Raw genomic sequence first — 21,650 nt, 5'->3', positions numbered from 1 at the left:
CCGGGGGTAGGCCCCAACCGCCCGCGATATCGACCCCGTCAGACTCCGCGACGACGGCAGTGATTTTGGCGGGGGAGTGGAACGAGGAATGCGGGACCGGCATGGCGGGAGTCGGGCGTGTCAGATGGTCTGTGTAAGTCCTGACTGAAGGGGCGTGTCAGATGGTCTGTGTAAGTCCTGACTGAAGGGACCGAGACAATGACGACCATGACCGATGAGAACGAGGGCGATGCTCCCACGGGTGCGGACCTCGTCAAGCAGCTTCAGGCTGCTGGCGAGCTCGATGGCCTGTTCGCGCAGATCGACGCGGGAAAGATCGAGCTGACCGGCGACGGCGGGTTCATTCCCGCGCTGGTCAAAGCCGCTCTCGAACGCGGCCTGCAGGCCGAGCTGACCGACCATCTGGGATACGACAAGCACGACGCGAAAGGGCGAGGGACGGGCAACTCCCGCAACGGGACCACGCCGAAAACGGTCCAGTCCGAGGTCGGAGCGATCGATCTCGACGTTCCTCGTGACCGGATCGGCACGTTCGCCCCGCGCCTGCTCCCGAAGGGCCAGCGCCGCCTGGGTGGCCTGGACGAGATCATCATCAGCCTGTATGCGGGCGGGATGACGATCCGGGAGATCCAGCACCACCTGGCCTCCACGATCGGCACGGACCTCTCCCACGAGACGATCTCGAACATCACGGACGCGGTCGCCGAGGAGGTCCTCGAGTGGCAGCAGCGGCCGCTGGAAGAGTTCTACCCGGTGATCTACCTCGATGCGATCCGGATCAAGGTCCGCGAGGATCACCAGGTCATCGGCCGCTGCGCGTATCTCGCCGTGGGCGTGGACCTCGAGGGCGTCAAGCACGTGCTGGGCATCTGGGTCCAGGACACCGAGGGCTCCGCGTTCTGGGCGCACGTGTGCGCGGACCTCGCCAATCGCGGCGTGAAGGACGTGCTGATCGTCTGCTGCGACGGGCTCAAGGGCCTGCCCGAGGCGATCGAGGCGACCTGGCCGGACTCGATGGTCCAGACCTGCGTGGTCCACCTGATCCGCGCCGCGATGCGGTTCGTCAGCTACACCGACCGCAAGAAGGTCGCCGCCGCGCTGAAGCCGATCTATACCGCCCCGAGCGAGGACGCTGCCCGCAAGGCCCTGGACGACTTCACGGCCTCTGGGTGGGGCCAGAAGTACCCGTCCGCGGTGATGACCTGGAACAACGCGTGGGACCGGTTCGTCCCGTTCCTCGCGTTCCCTCCGATGCTGCGCCGAGTCATCTACACCACCAACAGCATCGAGTCGCTGAACTTCCAGCTGCGCAAGGTCACCAAGAACCGCGGTCACTTCCCCTCGACCGAGGCCGCGGTCAAGCTGCTCTGGCTGGCGATCTGCAACATCGAGGGGGGCCTACCCCCGGTTCGTGGACGCGGGGGTCGTTTACGCTGCGAGCGCTAGCTTAGCGGTGTAGGCGCTCTCGTAGGCGTTGGGGGACAGGTAGCGGCACCAGGAATGGCGGCGCTTGGTGTTGTAGCGGGTCAGCCACCGGAACATCTTGCGGTGGGCGGTGAGCTCGTCGGTGAAGCACGCGGCGTCGCGGAGGACCTCGCGCTTCGCGGTCGCGTTGAACGATTCGGCCATCGCGTTGTCGGCGCTGGAACCGACAGCCCCCATCGACTGGACCACGCCGAGCCGCTGGCAGAGCTCGGCGTATGCCTTGGAGGTATAGACCGACCCGTGGTCGCTGTGGAAGATCGCCCCGGCCAATGATCCGCGGGTCGCGGCGGCGGCCTTGAGCGCGTCGGCGACAAGGTCGGTGCGCATGTGATCGGCCAGAGCCCAGCCCACCAGGCGGCGGCTGTAGCAGTCGATCACGGTGGCGAGATAGAGGTTCCCGCCCCCGCCAGCCTCGGACAGCGGCAGGTAGGTGATGTCTCCGACGTAGCGCTGGTTCGGCGCCTCGGCGGTGAAGTCCCGACCCAGCAGGTCGGGGACGACCTGGTCGGCTGGCTCCGGCACCGTCGTGCGGTGCTTGCGCTTCTTGACGAAGCCACTGAGTCCGGCCTCGCGCATCACGCGGGCGACTCGCTTGTGGTTGACCCGGTCCTCGGGCGAGACCGCGTCGTTGAGCTCGACCGTGATCCGCGGGACGCCTTGAGCATCGTCCTTGGCGTGGATGACGCGGATCCGCTCCAGCAGACCAGCATCGGACTCCGCTCTCGCGGCTCTTCCCGCGGCACCTGTCTGCCAGGCGTAGTAGGAGGAGCGCTCGATCTCGACGAGCTCGCACAGTCGCTTCACCGGGTAGGTGGTGGAGTTCTCGGCGACGAACTGGAAGCGACTCACCAGCGCGTCTCCCCGGCGAAATACTTAGCCGCCTTCTGGAGGATCTCCCGCTCCGTGGTGAGCTTTGTCGTCTCCGCTCTGAGCTGGGCGTTCTCCGCTTCCAACCGGGCCACGCGCTGCTCGAGCGGCTCATCGGGATCCGGCGTTGCAGCGATCGGCGCGGATCGCAACGGACTGTCGGTCAGCGTGCCGTCAGCCGCGGTCTTCTTCCCGGACCCGTGGGTCTCCAGCCACTGCCGCAGCGTGCCCCGGACGATCCCGAGATCCTCCGCGATACCGCGGACCGTCGCTCCCGGGGTCGACTCATACAGGTCAACCGCCTGCTGGCGGAACTCCTCGGAGTAGTGCTTCCTAGCCATAGTTCATGATCTCGCTTCCCCAGCAAATGCTGGAATCAGCGTGTCCACGAACAAGGGTCAGGCCCCGTTTTCACCTGATGATGCGACCAGCACAACACATGAAGATTCTCGATCTCCGTCACCCCACCTTCCCCGGGATGGTCATGATCGAATTCCTCAATATGATCCACCTCCACACCACGACAACTCGCCCGCCCACACCCCGGAACAGCACACTCCGGACCCCGCAACCGCACATGCGTCACCATCTGCGCACTCGGTCGATACCGCTCCGGCGGCAACGGCAAAAACGCACCCGTGACGGGATCGGTCAGGATCCGCATCCACTCCGGGCACTCCCCCGCGAGCTCGCGCGCCATGTCCGCGGGGATCGGATACTTCCCCTCGAGCAGGGCCGGCGCCTCACTCCGACCGAGCAGGGTCAAAAACGGGATGGTCACCAGGATCGCGAACCGGGCCGAGGGCACCTCGTGCCCGTCCGTGTTCACCTCCCCGCGCAGTAGCGCCTCATACCGCAGGCGCCCGCGGGTCATCGTCTTCCCCGACCCGCGCACGGCACCGTCCTCATCGAACGGCACCTCGCCATCGGGCCCTTCGTCGAGGGCGTGGCGCTGGGCGGCCTGCAGCGTCTCCGCCGCGGCATCGAGGGACTGGGCGAACGCTAGGATCTCCGGGACCGGACCCGTCACCGTCAACGACGCCGTCCCATCCACACCCACCACCGGAACACCGATATGACGACGGCGCTGGGCGCGCTCCACCGGTGAGAGGTCCAGGAGTGAGGTGAACCAGGTGATCAGCTCGCCCAGCAGGCTGCGGAACGTCTCCGGAGTCACCCCGAACTCCCAGCCACCCATCACCCGATCCAAACCCTGCCGGTCCTCCTCCGGCAGGTCCCGGGACCGGTGGATCACCCGCCGCAACCACTCGACCGGCAACTCACCCGCTTCCACCCGCGCGAACAACAGAGGGAACAGCGTCAGCGCCTCGTGGGCGTCACGGATCTGCCCATAAGACACCGTCGTGGTGGTGCGCAGCGCCACCGCCGCCTGCGCATCCTCCACATCCCCCTCATGCGCCCCCGCCCCCTCGGCGTCCCGTCCCACCCACAACGGCGCCAGACGCCGCATCAACTCCGCCGCCAGCTGCGACTCCCGGACCGCAAGATCCCAAATCCCCTGCAACTCCTCCGAGAGATCCGGGCCCTCCACCGCGAACGCCCGCTCGGCCAGAGTCTCCCGCGACAACGGCCGACGCGGACGCGGACCCCGCGCCACCCGCGGAAGACGACCCGACCCCGACGACACACCCTGAGCAGGCGAGGAATTCACGGCGTCAGACGAATCCGATTCGCAATCTCCACGTCCGGGCGCGAGGGAATCATCGCCACAACTGAACGCATCACCATTCGCGAGCACGATTCCCCTCCCCTCCACCGGACCTGACGTTCTATACCCCCAAGAATACCTGACGAAACGGACACCACAACAGGCCGCAAAGAATCTGTGGACAACTTTATCCGTTCCTCCACAACCCCCACTTACCCACAAACCTACCCACCACACAACACACTCACCCACACCCCAAACCCCGAATGCCCCACCCCCATGCCAGAGCCTCCCGGGGCCCTCGCCTCTCCAACTGTTCGCCATGCCACGCGCCCGTTCCGCGGGCCGCCGCACCGTCTGGCTCCTTCGACCACTCCCCCGACGCACGACGACGGCCGGTCCCCCATCCGGGGAACCGGCCGTCGTCCATTGCGTCCGGCGCGACGCGGGCGCCCTCCGGGACCGCGCCTTCCGGCACCGCGCTTCGGGGCGCCTTCCGGCGCCGCGCCCGCGCCTACCGCGCGAGGCGCTGCTTCTTCGAGGTGATCTCCCCTGTGTCGAAGCCGGCGAGGTGCAGACCGCCGTGGAAGCGGGCGTGCTCGATCTTCAGGCAGCGGTCCATGACCACGTCGAGCCCTGCCTGCTCGGCGATCGCGGCGGCCTCCTCGTTCCAGGAGCCCAGCTGCAGCCAGAGTGTCTTCGCGCCCACCTCGACGGCCTCCCGGGCCACGTCGGGGAGGTCGTCGTGGCGGCGGAACACGTCGACCACGTCGGGCACCACGGGGAGGTCGGCGAGCGAGGCGTAGGCCGGCTGCCCGAGGATCTCCGTCGCACGGGGGTTCACGAAATACACGTCGTACGGCGAGCTCGAGAGCAGGTAGATCGCCACGAAGTAGCTGGCCCGGGATGGGTTCGTCGAGGCGCCGACGATCGCGACCGACCGTGTGCGCCGCAGGATCCCGAGTCGCTGCGGGGCCGAGGGTCCGGCCCAGGTCCGTCCCGCCTGCTGCTCCGCGCCGTTCTTCTCCGCGCTCATCGCTCCACCCCCGTCGCCGTCGTGATGGCCTGGTCGAGGTCCCAGAGGATGTCCTCGGGGTCCTCGAGCCCGACCGAGATCCGGATCAGGTCCGGTGCCACGCCTCCCGCGAGCAGCTGCTCGGGGCTGAGCTGCTGGTGGGTGGTCGAGGCCGGGTGGATCACGAGCGTGCGGGCGTCGCCGATGTTCGCGAGGTGCGAGGCGAGCTGCAGGTTCCCGATCACCGCCTCGCCGGTGGCGCGGGCCGCGGCGGCGCGCTCCTCGTCGCTCGCGAAGTCGCCCGTCGGCTTCACGCCGAAGGCGAAGACCGAGCCGGGACCGAGCGGCAGGTACTTCTCCGCGCGCTCGTGGTGCGGGTGATCCGGGAGCCCAGCCCAGGTCACGTACGCGACGCGCGGGTCCTCGTCCAGCCAGGTCGCGACCGCACGGGCGTTCGCGAGGTGGGCGTCGATGCGCTGCGGGAGCGTCTCGACGCCCTGGAGCAGCTGGAAGGCGGACTGCGCGCTGAGCGAGGGGCCGATGTCGCGCAGCTGCTCGGAGCGCAGCTTGGTGAGGAATCCGTACTCGCCGAAGTTGCCCCACCAGCTGAGGCCGCCGTAGCTCGCGACGGGCTCGGTCATCGCGGGGAACTTGCCGTTGCCCCATTCGAAGCGGCCGGACTCGACGACCACGCCGCCCAGCGTCGTGCCGTGTCCGCCCAAGAACTTCGTGGCGGAGTGGATGACGATGTCGGCGCCGTGCTCGAGGGGCCGCACGAGGTACGGGGTCGCGAGCGTCGCGTCGACCACGAGCGGCACGTCCGCGGCGTGGGCGACCTCGGCGAGTGCCTCGAGGTCGGCGATCTCCCCGGACGGGTTGCCGATGATCTCGACGTACACGGCCCTGGTCTCCGGCCGGATCGCCGCCGCGTAGTCCGCGGCGTCGGAGGAGGCGACGAATGTGGTCTCCACGCCGAAGCGGCGCAGGGTGACGTCGAGCTGGGTGACGGTGCCGCCGTAGAGCTGGGCGGAGGCGACGATGTGGTCGCCCGCGCCGGCGAGCGCCGCGAAGGTGATGAACTCGGCGCTCATCCCGGACGCGGTGGCGACCGCGCCGATGCCGCCCTCGAGCGAGGCGACGCGCTCCTCGAAGGCCGCGACCGTGGGATTGCCGATGCGGGAGTAGATGTTGCCGTACTTCTGCAGGGCGAACAGGGTCGCGGCGTCGGTCGCGTCGTCGAAGACGAACGAGGTGCTCTGGTAGATCGGAACCGCGCGAGCGCCGTGCACGGCGTCCGGCGTGCCGCCGGCGTGCAGGGCGCGGGTGCGGAACCCGAAGGTGCGCTCGTCGCTCACGCGGCCTGCTCCTCATCCGTCGAGGGGGCCGACGGGGCCGACAGGAGGGTCGCGTCGGCCGCGGCGGTGGCGGCCTCGGCGCTCACGCCGGGGACGTCGGGGATCTGCGAGGCGTCGAGCTCGGTGCCGTGCCTGCGGGCGAGGTCCTTCTCGAGCTCGCGGACGATCGGCATCACGTCGCGGCCGAAGGCGGCGACCTCCTCGGTGAAGTGGAGGTAGCAGGTCAGCAGCAGGTTCACCCCGATCTCCTTGTAGGAGACGATGCGCTCGGCGATCTCCTCGGGGGTGCCGATGAGGCGGGTCTTGAAGCCGTCGTTGTACTGCACGAGGTCCTCGAAGGAGGAGTCGGCCCACATGCCCTTGCCGTCGGCCGTGGACTGCCCGGCCTCCTTGACGGACTGGGCGAAGCCCTCGACGGCCGGGCGGTGGGCCTTGGCGACGATCTCGCGGAGGGTCTCCTCGGCCTCCTTCCGGGAGTCGCGGGCGATCACGAAGCCGTTGAGGCCGAAGCGGGGGCTGCGGCCCACCTCGGCCGCGGAGGCGAGCACGCCCTCGACGTTGCCCTGGTAGCCCTCGAGGTCGCGACCGTTGGAGAAGTACCAGTCGGCGACGTGGCCGGCGGCCTTCTGCGCGGCCGTCGAGTTGCCGCCGAAGAAGATCTCGGGGTGGGGGCGGCCGGGCACGTCGACGGGCTTCGGGGAGAGGGTGAAGTCGTCGATCGAGTAGTACTTCCCGTCCTGCGAGTAGCCCTCCTCGGTGAGCAGGCCGCGCAGGGCGCTGATGAACTCCTCGGTGCGCACGTAGCGCTCGTCGTGGTCGAGCCAGGGCAGGCCGAAGCCGGTGAACTCGTCCTTCAGCCAGCCGGAGACGATGTTGACGGCGGCGCGGCCGCCCGAGAGGTGGTCGGCGGTGATGAGCCACTTGGCGAGCACGCCCGGGTGCCACATGCCGGGGTGGAAGGCGGCGATGACGCGCAGGCGCTCGGTCGCGCCGAGCAGGGCGAGGCTGAAGGCGGAGGCCTCGTGCTGCTGCGCGGCGCCGTAGCTCGCCGCGTAGCGGGTCTGGGTGAGGGCGTACTCGAAGCCCGAGTCCTCGGCGGTCTTCGCGAGGGCGGAGTTGTAGGGCAGCTGCCAGTCGGTGCGCTGCTCGATCGTGGAGACGACGAGGCCGCCGGAGACGTTGGGCACCCAGTAGGCGAACTTCAGCGGCGTCTCGAAGGTGGACGCGGGGACGGTCGTGGTCATGGTGACCTCCTGTGGTGATCGGTGCGGGCGGTCGTGTCGGGCGGTCAGGCCGGGTGGGTCGGGTCGGGCGGCGCGGGTCGGGCGGCCCGGGTCAGCCTGCCAGGAGCGGATGATCCGCAGGCAGGCCTTCCAGGGTGCGGCCGACGGCGTCGACCGCACCGGGGTTCTGGAGCGAGGTGACGTCGCCCAGGGGCGCGGCCGTCCGGCCCGCCCGTCGGTCCCGCTCGGCGTGCACGAGGTCCGCGAGCAGGCGCCGCATGATCTTGCCGGAGCGGGTCTTGGGCAGGTCGGCGACCTCGAGCACGTGGCGGGGCTTGGCGATGGGGCCGATCTCGCGGGCGGCGAGGGCGCGCAGCCGGGCGGCGTCGATCCCGTCGGCCCCCGTCCCCTCGGCCGCTGACGTGTCGGCCCCTGCCCCGTCGGCCGTCGATCCGCCCTCGCTCGCCGTCACGAAGGCGGCGACGGCCTGGCCGGTGACGGGGTCGGCGACACCCGCGACTCCGGCCTCGGCGACGGCGGGGTCGGCGACCAGCGCGGACTCGATCTCGATCGTGGAGAGGCGGTGCCCGGAGACGTTGACGACGTCGTCGAGCCGGCCCAGCACCCACAGGCAGCCGTCGGCGTCGATGCTCGCGCTGTCCCCGGCGAGGTAGAAGCCGCCGTGCTCGCCGCGGCCCGCGTGGGCGCGCCAGTAGGAGTCGCGGTAGCGCTCGGGGTCGCCCCAGACCGTGCGGGCCATGCCGGGCCAGGGCCGACGGACGACGAGCGCGCCGGCGCGGCCGGGCTCGACCTCCTCGCCCGCCTCGTCGACGACGGCGACGTCGATGCCGGGCAGGGCGCGGGTCGCCGAGCCGGGCTTCAGCGTGGTCGCTCCGGGCAGCGGGGCGACCATGGCGGCTCCCGTCTCGGACTGCCACCAGGTGTCCACGATGGGCAGCTCGTCGCGGCCGAAGGTGCGGCGCAGCCACACCCAGGCCTCGGGGTTGATGGACTCCCCCACGGTGCCCAGCAGACGCAGCGAGCTCAGGTCGTGGCCGGCGGGCAGCTGCTCGCCGAACCAGGACATGAAGGTGCGGATGAGGGTCGGGGCCGTGTAGTAGACGGTGACGCCGTAGCGCTCGATGATCTCGAGGTGGCGCTCGCGGTGCGGGGTGTCCGGGGTGCCCTCGTAGATGACCTGGGTGAGGCCGTTGGCGAGCGGACCGTAGATCTCGTAGGTGTGGGCCGTGACCCAGGCGAGGTCCGCGGTGCACCAGTGGACGTCGTCCTCCTTGGCGTCGAAGTGCGCCCAGTGGGCCCATGCGGCGTGGGCGAGGTAGCCGCCGCCGGTGTGGACGAGGCCCTTGGGCTTCCCCGTCGTGCCGGACGTGTAGATGATGAACAGCGGGTGCTCGGCGTCGAAGGCGCGGGGCTCGTGGACGGGGCTCGCGGGGTCCACGATCTCGTCCCACCAGTGGTCGCGGCCGCTGGTCCAGGCGATCTCCTGGCCGGTGCGGCGCACCACGAGCACGTGCTCGAGATCGGGGAGGTCGGCGGCGGCCTCGTCGGCCGCGGACTTGACCTCGACGGCCTTCCCGCGACGGAACTGGCCGTCGGAGGTGACCAGCAGCTTCGCACCGGTGTCCTGGAGGCGGAAGCGCACGGCCTCGGCGCTGAAGCCTCCGAAGACCAGGGAGTGCACGGCGCCGATGCGGGCGCAGGCGAGGGTGACGACGACGGTCTCGAGGATCACGGGAAGGTAGACGACGACGCGGTCGCCGGGGCCGACGCCGAGTGACTCGAGGGCGTTGGCGGCGCGGGAGACGCGCTCCTGGAGGTCCGCGTAGGTGACGGCCAGGCGGTCGCCGCGCTCCCCCTCGACGTGCAGCGCGACCTTCTCGCCGCGTCCGGCGCGCACGTGGCGGTCCACGCAGTTCTCAGCGACGTTGAGGGTGCCGCCCTCGAACCAGCGGGCGGAGGGCACACTGAGCTCGCCGGTCGCGGGATCGGGCGTCGGCGGCTCCCAGCGGAGAGCGGTGTGCCAGGGGGTGCGCCACTCGAGGCCGCGCGCGGCCTCCTCCCAGAAGCCGATGGGGTCGGCCTCGGCGCGCGCGTACTCCTCGGGGCCGACGTTCGCCCGGGCCGCGAAGGCGGCGGGCGGGGGGAAGCTGCGGTTCTCGACCAGTCGGGCCTCGGGCCCGGTCGGGGCGGTCCTGGTCGGGGCGGTCGTGGTGGTGGTCGGGGCGGTCGTCATGCCCACCTCCTCAGGAGCTTCTTCTCGACGAGCCCGAGCAGGGCGTTGGTCGCGGTGCCCAGCAGGGCGAGCAGCACGATGGTCAGCAGGATCCGGTCCACGCGGCCGTTCTGCTGGGAGTCGTTCAGCAGGAAGCCCAGCCCCATCGAGGAGGCGATGAGCTCGGCTGCGACGAGGAACAGCCAGGACTGCGCGAGGGCGAGGCGGAGGCCGGAGATCACGGCGGGCACGGCGGCGGGCAGCTGCACGGTGCGCAGCAGGGAGAGGCCGCGCAGGCCGAAGGCGCGCCCCGCCTCCACGAGCTGCGGATCCGTGTGCCGCAGCGCGGAGGAGACCGTGGTGAGGACGGGGAAGAAGGCGCCGATCGCGATCAGCGTGATCTTCGAGGTCTCGCCGATCTGCATCCAGAGGATGAGCAGCGGCACCCAGGCGAGCGAGGGGACGGCGCGCAGCGCGGCGAGCAGCGGGCCCAGCAGGGCGTCGGCCGTGCGGCTGAGGCCGACGAGGGCCGCGACGGCGAGCCCCGCGGCGGAGCCGATCGCGAAGCCGATGAGCACGCGCTGCACCGAGATCGCGACGTGCAGCCAGAGCTCGCCGGCGGCCTGCAGCTCCCCGGCGGCGCGCAGCACGGCGAGGGGCCCGGGCAGGCGGTAGGCGGGCACGAGGCCGGTCGCGGTGACGACCTCCCAGACGACGAGGATCAGCAGCGGCACCAGGGCGCCGAGGGCGAGGCGGCGCGGCCACCCGCCGCGGCGGGGCCCTGCGGTGCTCTCGACGTGCGAGATGCCGAGCTCGCTGACGGCGGTCGCGCTGCTCACTTGCTCGTGGCCTTCGTCGCGAAGGCGTCGTGGACGATGCTCTCCAGCGCCTTCGTCACGGCGTCCTCCCCGCCCTGCACGTCGCCCGAGGCGCCGAGCACGGGGGCGATCTTCTCGAGGACGGCGGTCTGGTCCTTGCCGGGCACGCCGCTGACGTCGAGGTTCGAGCGCTCGGTGATGACGGTGCTCGCGATCTTCTCGTCGATGCCGGCGACCTCGGCCAGCAGCTTCGCGGTGCCCTCGAGGTTCTCGAGCGCCCAGCTGCGGGCCTTCTCGTAGGCGTCGACGACGGCCTGGGCGACATCGGCGTGGTCGTCGATGAAGTCCTCGGTGGCGTTGAGGAACCCATAGGTGTTGAAGTCGACGTTGCGGTAGAAGAGGACGTCGCCGCTCTCGGCCTCGGCGGCGGCCATGATCGGGTCGAGCCCGGACCAGGCGTCCACGGAGCCGCCGTCGAGGGCGGAGCGGCCGTCGGCATGCTGGAGGGCCTGGATCTCGACGTCCTTGACCGTGAGGCCCGCGGTCTCGAGCGCCTGGACGAGGAAGAAGTAGGGGTCGGTGCCCTTGGTGGCGGCGACCGATCGTCCCTCGAGGTCCGCGGGGTCCTTCAGGTCGGTGCCCTTCGGGCCGACGAGGGCCGACCACTCGGGCTGGGAGAAGATGTCGATGACCTTGATGGGCGAGCCGTTCGCGCGGGCGAGCAGCGCGGCGGATCCGGCCGTCGAGGCGACGTGGGCGGAGCCCGAGCGCAGGAACTCGTTGGCCTTGTTGGAGCCGGCCGACTGCACCCAGGTGACCTTCACGCCGTCGCCGAGGGCGTCCTCGAGGATGCCCTGGTCCTTGATGACGAGGCTGAGGGGGTTGTAGGTCGCGAAGTCGATGGTGAGCTCGGAGAGCGACCAGTCGCCCGAGCCGCCCCCTCCCGCGCTGTCCTTCTGGGCGTTCTCCCCCGCCACGCAGCCGGCGAGGGCGAGCGGGGCGGCGGCGCCGAGCGCGAGGGCGCCGCGGCGGCTGAGGGTGCGTGCGGTGCGGGTCATGCGTGGTCCTCGGGGGTCGTGGGGCGGGTGGTCGTGCCGTGGGCGGGCGTGCCGTGGTGGCTGGGGACGCCGAGCCCGTCGAGCAGCTCGCTGCGCAGGGCGGCGAGGGCGGCGTCGGCGCGGTCGCGCGGTCGCGGGCTGGGCACATCGATCACGCGGGCGATCGAGCCCTCCTCGGGCGCGGCGCGGCGCAGGGTGCGCAGCTGGACGACGCGGTCGGCGAGGAACAGTGCCTCCTCGACGTCGTGGGTGACGACGAGGACGGTGGTGGGCTCGGCGGCGTGGATCTCGAGCAGGAGGTCCTGCATGCGCAGGCGGGTGAGGGCGTCGAGCGCCCCGAAGGGCTCGTCGAGCAGGAGCACCTCGGGTCCGCGGGCGAGGGCCCGGGCGAGGGAGGCGCGCTGGGCCATGCCGCCGGAGATCTCGCGCGGGCGCTGGCCCGCAGCGTGCTCGAGGCCGACGAGCTGCAGCAGGTGGCGCACGCGCTCGCGCCCCTCGGCCCGCGCGGTGCCGCGCGGGAGGCCCAGGGCGACGTTCGCCTCGAGGGTGCGCCAGGGCAGCAGGCGCGGCTCCTGGAAGGCGACGGCCGTGGACTCGTCGACGCCGCGGATCACGCTCCCGCCCAGGCGGATCCCCCCGGCGCTCGGCGCATCCAGGCCCGCGACCAGGCGCAGCAGGGTCGACTTGCCACAGCCGGAGGGGCCGATGACGGCGAGGATCTCCCCGGCGCGGACCTCGAGGTCGAGGGCGCGCAGGACCTCGGCGGGGCCGAAGGCGCGGCCGACGCCCGCCAGGCGCAGCGCGCCCCGCTCGGCGATCGGGTCCGCGTTCGTCGGGCTCCCGCCGTGCGGGCTCGCGGCGCGGCGCGCACGGGCGTCGGCGGACACAGTGGTGGTCATGTCCGGCATCATGGGCATCCGCGACCTGCGCATGCCACCTCGATGTCATAAGCGGACACATTCGGGGCCCCTGCGACGCCTTCCGGCGCATCCCCTGCATCCGTGCAGGCGGCTCCCGGCGATGTGGCGCAGACCCCGCGAGAGCGTCAATGCGCGTCACCTCCCGGTCACCTCCGCCCGGGCGCGCGTCAAAGCCCCGTCAACCCTCGTCGGTGCCTCGTCCAAACGCCTTCAGATCGCCCTCGGCCCGTTCCTACGGTGGTGGCACATCGCAGGCAGCGATCGGAGCCCCGCTCCCGGTCCTCCTCGCACGACCCCCGCACAGCATCACGATCCTCGCACCCGAGGTCGGAAGGAACGCACCGAGACCATGGCACTGAAGAACACGCACCGCGCCACCGGCCGCGCCGTCACCCCCCTGACCAGCACCAGCCGCGCCGCGCGCACCCTCGGCGGGGCCGCCCTGCTGGGCACCGTCCTGGCCGGCACCGCCTTCACCGGCGGCGCCGCCAACGCGAACGACCTGGACCTGGCCGGCAGCGACGAGGTCGGCACCACCAGCCAGTCCTCGACCACCTCGAGCCAGTCCGGCGAGCTGCCGTCCTACGGCTCCTCCGCGGGCTCCACGTCGGTCCCGGCGAGCGCGAGCTCGAGCAGCGACAACGAGATCGTCAGCGCCGCCCGCTCCGCGCTCGGCACCCCGTACTCCTGGGGCGGCTCCTCGCTCAGCGGCATGGACTGCTCGGGCCTCGTGAACTACGCGTACAACAAGGCCGGCATCGACATCCCCCGCACGAGCGGCGAGATCGCCGCCCAGGGGAAGTCGATCTCGCAGTCGGAGGCCCAGCCCGGCGACATCGTCACCTACCCGGGCCACGTCGCGATCTACGCCGGCAACGGCCAGATCATCGACGCCTCCGGCTCCCAGCAGAAGGTCGTCGAGCGCGCGATCTGGGGCAACCCCACCGGGTTCGTCACCTTCCGCTGATCCCGCGTCCGTCGGCCCTCGGCCGACGGCGCCCGGTCACCGATCGGCCCGGTCCCGCAGCTGCGGGGCCGGGCCGTTCGCATGCTCAGGGACGCGAGCCGTGCTCCGCGATCGCGAGCTCGTAGAGGCGCAGCAGGTCGTCCGAGGCGTTCTCCCACGAGTACTCCTCGGCCTCGGCGCGCGCGGCCCGTCGGATCGAGGCCGCCTGCTCCGGATCGGCGAGGCGGTCGAGCGCGCGATCGAGGCTCGCCTCGTCCCCCGCGTCGAAGAGCAGCCCGTCGACCCCGTCGGTGACCTGCTCCATCGTCGGCCCCGAACGGGCGGCGACCACGGGCAGACCCGAGGCCATGCCCTCGAGGATCACGAGCCCCAGGGTCTCGGTGACCGAGGGGAAGACGAAGGCGTCGGCGCTCGCGAAGGCCGCGGCCAGGTCCTCCCCCTCGAGGAAGCCGGGGAACAGGGTGGGGGTGCCCGCGAAGATCTGCTCGAGCTCGCCGCGGAACGGTCCGTCGCCCACGATCGCGAGGGCCACGTCGTCCCGCCGGTCCATCATCGCCCGCAGACGGTGGATCTCCTTCTCCGCGGCGAGGCGGCCGACGAACACCAGCAGCTTCTTCTCCGGGTGCCCGTCCGTGAGGCGCTCGCGCACCTCCTGCGAGGCGAAGCGGGGATGGAACTGCGCGGTGTCCACGCCGCGGCGCAGCACGTGGAGGTTCGCCAGGCCCTGCCCGGCGAGCTCGTCGCGCATGGTCTGCGAGGTCGCGATGTTGATGTCGGCGAGCGCGTGGTTGCGCCGGATCTGCCACCAGATCAGCGGCTTCGACCACTTCCAGGCCCTGTAGAGGTCCAGGTAGCGGGGGATGTGCGTGTGGTAGCTCGCGACCAGCGGGATCCGCTGGCGGTGGGCGGCGTAGGCGCCCGAGGAGGCCAGCAGCAGCGGCTGGGCCGCGTGGACGACGTCCGGGTGGAACCCGCGGATCACGCCGTCGACGGTGGGGTTGGGCAGGGTGAAGCGGCGGTGCTTGTAGAACGGCAGCGTCACCGGCCTCATGCCGACGACGCGGGCCCCGTGGTGCTCGGTGACCCCCAGGTCGGGGGCGATGACGAGCACCTCGTGGCCGAGGTCGACGAAGCGCTCGACGGCGTGGCGCAGCCGGGTCACCACGCCGTCGACCGAGGGCAGGAACGTCTCGGTGACGATCGCGATCCTCACGCCGTCGTGGTCACTTCCAGGTGACGGTGGGCAGGACCAGCTCGTCCTTCACCCGGTCGGTGTTCGCGCGGGCGACGGAGAGGATCTCGGCGAGGACCTCGTCGGTCAGCAGGTGGGGCTCCAGGCCCAGGGAGAGCAGATTCGTGTTGACCGCGTTGTAGTAGTGGTCGTACTTCTCCACGCGCGGGTTCTCGAGGTGGTCGATGCCCACCTCGATGCCCTGCTCGCGGGCCACGCGCTGCACCTTCTCGGCGAGGTCCTGGACGCTGAAGGACTCGGTGAACTGGTTGAAGACGCGGAACTCGCCGCGCTCGGCGGGGTTCTCGCACGCGATCTCGATGCAGCGCACGGTGTCGGCGATGTTGAGGTAGCCGCGGGTCTGCGAGCCGCCGCCGTAGACCGTGAGGTCGTGGCCGATCGCGGCCTGGATGAGGAAGCGGTTCAGGGCCGTGCCGAACACCGCGTCGTAGTCGAAGCGATTGGCCAGGCGCGGGTCGAGGCGGGTCTCGTCGGTGTCGAGGCCGTAGACGACGCCCTGGTTGAGGTCGGTCGCGCGCACGCCCCAGATGCGGCAGGCGAACATGATGTTGTCGCTGTCGTGCACCTTGGTGAGGTGGTAGAAGGAGCCCGGGGCCTTGGGGAACGGCAGGCGGTCCTTGCGGCCCTTGTGCTCGATCTCGATCCAGCCCTCCTCGATGTCGATGTTGGGCTGGCCGTACTCGCCCATGGTGCCGAGCTTGACGAGGTGGCAGTCGGGCGCGAGGTCCTTGATCGCCCACAGCACGTTGAGCGTGCCGGTGACGTTGTTGCGGTGGTTCTCGATCGCGTGCTCGCGGTCGATCATCGAGTAGGGCGCGCTGCGGTGCTCGGCGAAGTGCACGAACGCCTCGGGCTGCTTCTCGGTGACGACCCGGGTGACGTCGTCGTAGTCGGTGAGGTCCCCGATCACCACGTCGATGTCCTTCCCGGAGACCTCCTTCCAGGCGGCGACGCGCTCGGTGAGCGGGAGGATCGGCGTCATCGAGTTCGACCCCAGCTCGGTGTCGATCTCGCGGCGCACCAGGGAGTCCAGGATCGTGACCTCATGGCCCTTCTGCGAGAGGTACAGGGCCGTGGGCCAGCCGCAGAATCCGTCTCCGCCGGCGACGACGATCTTCATGGCAGGGAACCTCCTGGTCAGGGTGCGTGATCGACGTCTACCAGCGTATCGGTGTCATCCTGGGAGAGGGGCTCTTCCGGTGACGCGGAGGTGAACATGCCGCGTCCGGCGAGGCGTCCGGTGCGGCGCAGCCAGATCTCCAGCGGCACCGTCACCAGCGGCGGAATCGAGCAGGCCAGGGCCAGCAGGGCGGCCCACCACCTCCAGCGCAGCACCACCGCGGCGACGACGACCATCACCACGTAGGCGACGAACACGCCGCCGTGCAGCCGGCCGAAGAGCCAGACCCCTGCCTCGGTGCCCACGGGCCCGTACTTCAGGGCCATGCCCAGCAGCAGCCCCGCCCAGCTGACGGCCTCGGCGAACGCGACGATCGCGAAGATCCGGCCGACGGGCGCGACGGCGGGGCGCGCGGGCGCGGCGGGGCGGGCGGGCGCGGCGGGGCGGGCGAGCGCGGCGGGAGCTGGGGTGCCGGTCATGCGCGGGCCACCCGGAGGGTGCGGATCTCGAAGGGGCGCAGGTCGAGGGGGATGCCCGCGCCGGGCTCGGGATCCTCGTCCGAGGAGTCGCGGACGAGCGGGGCGAGGTGCGCGGGGGCGTCGGCCCCGAAGGGCCGTTCGAGGAGGTCGACGGCGGTGACGTCCGCCCTCCTCGTCCCTGCTGCGCTCGACCCCGCTGTTCCGCCTGCTCCGGGGACATCGAGCACGAGAGCGGCCCGTGCCCGCTCGCCGAGGGATTCGTAGACGCGCAGCACGAGGTCGCCGGAGCGGTCCTCGGCGAGCTTCACGGTCTCGATGAGCACGCCGGGCGCGCCCTCGATGCGGGCGAGCGGCGCGGCGGCCCGGGCGACCGCCGCGGGGACCCAGCGCTCGGGGAGGTTCGCGCGGTAGCCCTCCGTGATCGCGTCGACCATGTCGGCGCCGGGGCGCAGGGCGAAGCGCAGGGAGTAGGCGCCGTGGTCGGCGCCGGGATCGGGGAACTGCGGGGAGCGCACCAGGGTGGCCCGCACGGTCGTGGTGGTGCCGCCGTCGGCCTCGCGGACGGTGCGCAGCACGTCGTGCCCGTAGGTCGAGTCGTTGGCCAGCGCGACGCCGCGCGCGCCCTCGGCGACGTGCACGAAGCGGTGGGCGCAGGTCTCGAAGCGCGCGGAGTCCCAGGAGGTGTTCACGGGGATCGGGCGGTCCACGTGCCCGAACTGGATCTCGCTGCTCATCACCGGGGCGCGCAGGTCCAGGCCGAAGCCGAGCTTGAGCGCCTTGCGGTGCTCGCGCCAGTCCAGGTCGATCGTGAGGTGCAGGGCGCGGTCGCCGGGGCGCAGCTCGAAGATCTTGACGATCTCGCTGCCCTCGCCGGTCACGCCTCCCGACGCGCCCTCGGGCGCGGTGGTCGTGTACCGGTAGGTGACGCGGGCGCCCCCGGCGATCTCGTCGACCTCGACGGCCAGGGGCCGGTCGAGGTCCCGCACCACGTGCCGGTAGAAGGCGTCGATGTCCCAGGCGTCCCACGCGTTGGGGGTGTCGCGGTGCAGCTGCAGGCGGGCGCCGGAGTCGCCCGGGGCGATGGCCTCGCGGCCGCTCGCGCTGTCGATGAGGGAGACGATCTCCCCGCGCTCGTCGAGGATGGCCCGGACCAGGCCGTTGTCCAGGGCGATCCGCTCGCCACGGCGCACGAGGGCCACGCCCTCGGTCTCCTGCACCGGGCGGCCCGCGGAGTAGGGCGCGATGCCGCGGCGGGAGGTGACGGGAGCCGTGTTCAGCAGGATCTCGTCCCCTGCGCGCCCCTCGCCCGTCCCGTCGGCGCCGTCGGTGCCGGCGGTGCTGTCGGTGCCGATCGTCCCGTCGGCCCCGGCGAGCGCCGCGAGCGCATCGAGGACCACCTGCTCGGCGCGGGCTTGGATCGAGGCGTGATTGCGCTCGGCGTCGCGGTGCACCCAGGCGATCGCGGAGCCGGGCAGGATGTCATGGAACTGCAGCAGCAGGGCGTTGTGCCACATGCCCTCGAGCGCGTCGTGCGGATAGGGGGCTCCCGCGCGCACGGCGGCGAGTGTCGCGAGGTGCTCGGCCTGGTGCAGGGCCGCCTCGGTGCGCCGGTTGCCCTGCTTGGTGGCCAGCTGCGCGCTGTACGTCCCGCGATGCAGCTCGAGGTAGAGCTCCCCGGCCCAGACCGGCGGGCTCGGGTAGCTCTCGCGGGCACGGGAGAAGAACTCCTCGGGGCTCGCGAACTCGACCTTCGGGGAGCCCTCGAGGTCGGCCGCACGGCGCCCGGCCTCGATCATCTCCCGCGAGGGCCCGCCGCCCCCGTCGCCGAAGCCGAAGAGGTCGATCGCGACGTCGGAGCGGCCCTTCTCCTTGAAGTTGCGCTCGACGAACGCGAGCTCGGAGGGCTCGAGGGTCCCGTTGTAGGTGTCGGCCGGGGGGAAGTGCGTGAAGACGCTCGTCCCGTCCAGGGCCTCCCACAGGAAGGTGTGGTGCGGGAAGGTGTTCGTCTGGTTCCAGGAGACCTTCTGGGTGAGGAAGTCCCGCTGCCCGGCGAGCGCGGCGATCTGCGGGAGCGCCGCCGAGTAGCCGAAGGAGTCGGGCAGCCAGGTCTGCGTCGTCTCGACGCCGAACTCCTCGAGGAAGAATCGCTTGCCGGCCACGAACTGCCGGGCCATCGCCTCGCTCCCGGGCATATTGGTGTCGGACTCGACCCACATGCCGCCCACGGGCACGAAGCGGCCCTCGGCGACCTTCTCGCGGATCCGCTCGAACAGGCTCGGGTAGTGCTCCTTCATCCACAGGTACTGCTGGGCGGAGGAGACGGAGAAGGTGAAGTCCGGCTCGGCGTCCATGAGCGCGATCGCGTTGGAGAAGGTGCGGGCGCACTTGCGGATGGTCTCGCGCACGGGCCACAGCCAGGCCGAGTCGATGTGGGCGTGGCCGGTGGCCATCACGGTGAGCGCCGAGGAGTGCGCGGGCCGCTCGAGGGCGGGGCGCAGCGCCTCGCGCGCGGCGTCGGCCGTGCCCGGCAGGTCGTCGGGGTCGGCGGCGTCGAGCGCCGCTTCGAGGGCGCGCAGGATCTCGGCCCGACGGGGGCTGGTCGCCGGCAGCTCGTGCATGAGGCCGTCGAGCGCGCGCACGTCCTCGGCGAGCGCGCGGATGCGCCGGTCGCTGCGCTGCACGTGGAGGGCGCGGATCGTGTAGAGGTCGCGCTCGGGGAGGGTCGCGGGATCGCCGAGGTCGGTGGGCGCGAAGGTCCAGCCGCCCGCGACGTCGGGATTCGCCGCGCACTCGAGGTAGTGGTCGAGGCGCTGGCCGGTCGCGAGGGTCATGAACGCGTTCAGCGGGTTGATGGCCTTGACGGGCTCGGCCTGCGGGGTGAAGACGAGCGCCTCGGACTGGAAGCCGGGGCCGCCGGTGAAGTCGAGGTCGACGACGAGCTCGCACACGTCCTCGGGCCGGTCCCACTCCCCGGGCACGGAGCCGGTGACGTGCAGCCAGAGGGTCGACCAGGCGCGCCCCCAGCTCTGGCCCACCTCGATCGGGACGTACTCGGGCAGCGCCGCGATCGCCTCGGCGGGAGGGACCGGCTCCCCCGGCAGCGCGTGGGCGCGGATGCTGACCGGCACCTGCTCGCGTCGGCCTCCGCCCTCGAGGTGGTCGCGGACGAAGCGGCGGATCCGCTCCTCGGTGAGGCGGGTGTCGTCGTGCATGTGCGAGGACTCCTTCACGGGGCGCGGACGTCGCGGCGGTCGGAGGACGAGGGTCCCTCCGAGACTATCCGGAAGGCGGTGTCAGCGGGCGGGCGGGGACCAGCGCGCGAGGATGTCGTCGCTCAGGCGCGGGAGCAGCTCGCGATGGCTGTCGCAGAACTCGTGGTCGGTGCCGATGACGGCGGCGAGATCGGCGACCGGGTCGACCCACACGGCGGTGCCGAGCATGCCGAAGTGCCCGAAGGTCTCGGGGCTGCTCGTCGTCCCGGTCCAGTGGGGGCTCTTCGTGCCGCGCACCTCGAACCCCAGCCCGAAGGGGTTGGGGTCCTGCTTGCCGAAGCCGGGCATGATGCCGACCAGCTCGGGAAGCTGCGGCGTGGTCATCTGCGCGAACACCTCGGGGCCCAGGAGCGTCGGCCGCAGCAGCTCGAGGGCGAGGAGGGAGAGGTCGACGAGCGGGGCGAAGGCGCCCACGGACGGCGGACCGTCCCAGCTCAGGCGCTCCATGCCGAGCGGCTCGGCGACCTCGCCCGCGACCCAGTCCTCGAAGTCCCGGCCGACGGCGCGCGCGACGTGCAGCGCGGCCACGTCGATCCCGCGATTGGAGTAGTGGCGCCGCTTCCCCGGCTCCTGCAGCACGCGATCGGACTCGTAGAAGAGGCCGGAGGCGTGGCAGAGCAGATGCCGCAGGGTCGCCCCCTCGGGGCCGACGGGGTCCGTCAGCGCGACCGCGCCGCGCTCGAGGGCGATCGCGCACGCGAACCCGGTGAGCGTCTTGCTCACCGAACGCAGGGGGCGCACCTTCTCGAGGTCGCCCGCGCTCGCGCGCACACCCTCGGGGCCGAGCACGATCGCGGCGGCCTCGAAGCCGAACGCGTCGAGCGCGCCAAGGCCGTCGGCCCCCGGGGGCCGCCCGGACGCGGGCCCTGCGCTCACGCGCCAGGCTCCCCTGCGTCGTGCCGCGCGAGCACGGCGTCGATCAGGCCGGGCCAGTGCTCGACGTGGGAGGGGCCGAAGGGCTCGTCGCCGAGGAAGGCGAGGGCGAGGCCGCGGTCGGGGTCCAGGAGCAGGAAGGAGCCGGACTGGCCGAAGTGGCCGAAGCTCGCGGGCCCGCTGCGCTCCCCCGTCCAGTGCGGGCTCTTGCCGTCGCGGATCTCGAGGCCGAGCCCCCAGTCGTTGTGCTTCTGGCGCCCGTACCCGGGCAGCACCCCGGGCAGGCCGGGGAACTGCACGCTCGTCGCCTCGCGCCAGAGCGCGGGGTCGACGAGGGTGGGGGCGAGCATCTCGCGTCCGATGAGCAGGAGGTCCTGGACGCTCGCGCGGAAGCCCGCGGCCGGCGATCCCGAGGCCTCGAGGTCGCGCAGGCCGAGCGGTCCGCAGACCTCGTCCTCGAGCCAGGTCTCGAGGTCCGTGCCGGTCGCCTGCTCGAGGGCCCGGCCGAGCACCTCGAAGCCGGTGTTGGAGTAGATGCGGCGGGAGCCGGGCGCGGCGAGCAGGGCGCCGGTGTCGAAGGCGAAGCCGGCGGTGTGGGCGAGCAGGTGGCGGACCGTGGCGCCCTCGGGGACCTCGGCGTCCGCTCCGCCCGCCAGCGCTCCCCGCGTCTCCTCGGGGCCGACGGGGGCCTCGAGGTCGAGCAGGGAGCGGTCGACGGCGATCAGCGCGCCGAGCGCGGCGATCGGCTTCGAGACGCTCGCGAGCGGGTGCACGCTCGCGGCGTCGCCCGCGGTCAGGAGAGTGCCGCCGGTGCCCGCGACGCCCAGGGCGCAGGGGAAGGAGAAAGGTGCGAGGAGGTCGTCCACGGCCCCAGGTTCCCACACGCGTACCCGCTCCCCCATGCACTCCCTCCCACGTCGGACACCACTTTCTTGACGCCTCTTTTACTTTCTCTTGACCTATGGCAGGCTGTGGCGCGTCCGCCCATCGGACATGTCGCGCAAATCGCGACATCGCACCCACGGTGCCCCCCCGCGCCGTCTC

16 protein-coding genes and 1 pseudogene are annotated in these 21,650 nt (G+C 71.7%); 2 read left to right on the top strand and 15 right to left on the bottom strand.

The window, feature by feature from the left end:
• Positions 1-198: 198 nt before the first annotated feature.
• Positions 199-1,392 (top strand): annotated as a pseudogene (locus Bra3105_RS14780) (IS256 family transposase); the annotation flags it as partial.
• A 36-nt stretch (positions 1,393-1,428) separates the two neighbouring features.
• On the opposite strand, the gene Bra3105_RS14775 reads toward Bra3105_RS14780, so the two are convergent.
• From Bra3105_RS14775 to Bra3105_RS14735, 9 genes are all read right to left on the bottom strand, one after another.
• Positions 1,429-2,693, bottom strand: a protein-coding gene (locus tag Bra3105_RS14775) for an IS3 family transposase (protein ID WP_407650884.1) whose coding sequence is annotated in 2 segments (ribosomal slippage) — positions 1,429-2,351 and positions 2,351-2,693 — 1,266 coding nt in all. Because the reading frame shifts where the segments join, the coding sequence is not laid out codon by codon here.
• A 35-nt stretch (positions 2,694-2,728) separates the two neighbouring features.
• Complete coding sequence (locus tag Bra3105_RS18510; RefSeq protein WP_267061811.1) at positions 2,729-4,024, bottom strand: HNH endonuclease signature motif containing protein; 1,296 nt, start codon at positions 4,022-4,024, stop codon at positions 2,729-2,731.
• Positions 4,025-4,535: 511 nt separating this feature from the next.
• Positions 4,536-5,057 carry a CoA-binding protein gene (locus tag Bra3105_RS14765; RefSeq protein WP_228357481.1) on the bottom strand — a complete coding sequence of 174 codons (522 nt, stop codon included), beginning with the start codon at positions 5,055-5,057 and terminating at the stop codon, positions 4,536-4,538.
• Entirely contained in the window at positions 5,054-6,391 is a 1,338-nt protein-coding gene (locus Bra3105_RS14760; RefSeq protein WP_228357479.1) for an O-acetylhomoserine aminocarboxypropyltransferase/cysteine synthase family protein, read from the bottom strand. The genes Bra3105_RS14765 and Bra3105_RS14760 overlap by 4 nt, the downstream gene beginning before the upstream one ends.
• Complete coding sequence (gene sfnG, locus Bra3105_RS14755; protein WP_228357477.1) at positions 6,388-7,635, bottom strand: dimethylsulfone monooxygenase SfnG; 1,248 nt, start codon at positions 7,633-7,635, stop codon at positions 6,388-6,390. The genes Bra3105_RS14760 and sfnG overlap by 4 nt, the downstream gene beginning before the upstream one ends.
• Positions 7,636-7,726: 91 nt before the next feature.
• Entirely contained in the window at positions 7,727-9,868 is a 2,142-nt protein-coding gene (acs, locus tag Bra3105_RS14750) for an acetate--CoA ligase (RefSeq protein WP_228357476.1), read from the bottom strand.
• Positions 9,865-10,686 carry an ABC transporter permease gene (locus Bra3105_RS14745; RefSeq protein WP_407650883.1) on the bottom strand — a complete coding sequence of 274 codons (822 nt, stop codon included), beginning with the start codon at positions 10,684-10,686 and terminating at the stop codon, positions 9,865-9,867. Before Bra3105_RS14745 ends, acs begins: the two co-directional genes overlap by 4 nt.
• On the bottom strand, positions 10,683-11,723 hold the full coding sequence (locus Bra3105_RS14740) for an aliphatic sulfonate ABC transporter substrate-binding protein (RefSeq protein ID WP_228357474.1): 1,041 nt from the start codon (positions 11,721-11,723) through the stop codon (positions 10,683-10,685). The genes Bra3105_RS14745 and Bra3105_RS14740 overlap by 4 nt, the downstream gene beginning before the upstream one ends.
• A complete protein-coding gene (locus Bra3105_RS14735) occupies positions 11,720-12,622 on the bottom strand; it encodes an ABC transporter ATP-binding protein (RefSeq protein WP_228357472.1) in 903 nt (300 codons plus the stop codon). Before Bra3105_RS14735 ends, Bra3105_RS14740 begins: the two co-directional genes overlap by 4 nt.
• Positions 12,623-12,992: 370 nt before the next feature.
• Here Bra3105_RS14735 and Bra3105_RS14730 point away from each other — a divergent pair, with 370 nt between their 5' ends.
• Positions 12,993-13,610 (top strand): C40 family peptidase, encoded by a 618-nt coding sequence (locus Bra3105_RS14730; RefSeq protein ID WP_228357471.1) that lies wholly within the window; start codon positions 12,993-12,995, stop codon positions 13,608-13,610.
• A gap of 85 nt (positions 13,611-13,695) precedes the next feature.
• On the opposite strand, the gene Bra3105_RS14725 is transcribed toward Bra3105_RS14730, so the two are convergent.
• The 6 genes from Bra3105_RS14725 to Bra3105_RS14700 all read right to left on the bottom strand — a co-directional run bounded on the left by Bra3105_RS14725 (position 13,696) and on the right by Bra3105_RS14700 (position 21,472).
• Positions 13,696-14,823, bottom strand: a complete 1,128-nt coding sequence (locus Bra3105_RS14725) for a glycosyltransferase (protein WP_228357469.1) — start codon at positions 14,821-14,823, stop codon at positions 13,696-13,698.
• 10 nt (positions 14,824-14,833) lie between these two features.
• On the bottom strand, positions 14,834-15,982 hold the full coding sequence (locus tag Bra3105_RS14720; protein ID WP_228357467.1) for an NAD-dependent epimerase/dehydratase family protein: 1,149 nt from the start codon (positions 15,980-15,982) through the stop codon (positions 14,834-14,836).
• A gap of 17 nt (positions 15,983-15,999) precedes the next feature.
• Positions 16,000-16,461 (bottom strand): DUF3817 domain-containing protein, encoded by a 462-nt coding sequence (locus Bra3105_RS14715; protein ID WP_228357465.1) that lies wholly within the window; start codon positions 16,459-16,461, stop codon positions 16,000-16,002.
• Complete coding sequence (locus Bra3105_RS14710; protein WP_228357464.1) at positions 16,458-19,673, bottom strand: alpha-mannosidase; 3,216 nt, start codon at positions 19,671-19,673, stop codon at positions 16,458-16,460. The genes Bra3105_RS14715 and Bra3105_RS14710 overlap by 4 nt, the downstream gene beginning before the upstream one ends.
• 81 nt (positions 19,674-19,754) lie before the next feature.
• Positions 19,755-20,609, bottom strand: a complete 855-nt coding sequence (locus Bra3105_RS14705) for a serine hydrolase domain-containing protein (protein ID WP_228357462.1) — start codon at positions 20,607-20,609, stop codon at positions 19,755-19,757.
• Positions 20,606-21,472 carry a serine hydrolase domain-containing protein gene (locus Bra3105_RS14700; RefSeq protein ID WP_228357460.1) on the bottom strand — a complete coding sequence of 289 codons (867 nt, stop codon included), beginning with the start codon at positions 21,470-21,472 and terminating at the stop codon, positions 20,606-20,608. The genes Bra3105_RS14705 and Bra3105_RS14700 overlap by 4 nt, the downstream gene beginning before the upstream one ends.
• Positions 21,473-21,650: the final 178 nt, after the last annotated feature.

The organism is Brachybacterium halotolerans subsp. kimchii (assembly GCF_020792675.1).
Classification (GTDB): Bacteria; Actinomycetota; Actinomycetes; order Actinomycetales; family Dermabacteraceae; genus Brachybacterium; species Brachybacterium halotolerans.
This window is presented reverse-complemented; position numbering and strand designations above follow the sequence as displayed.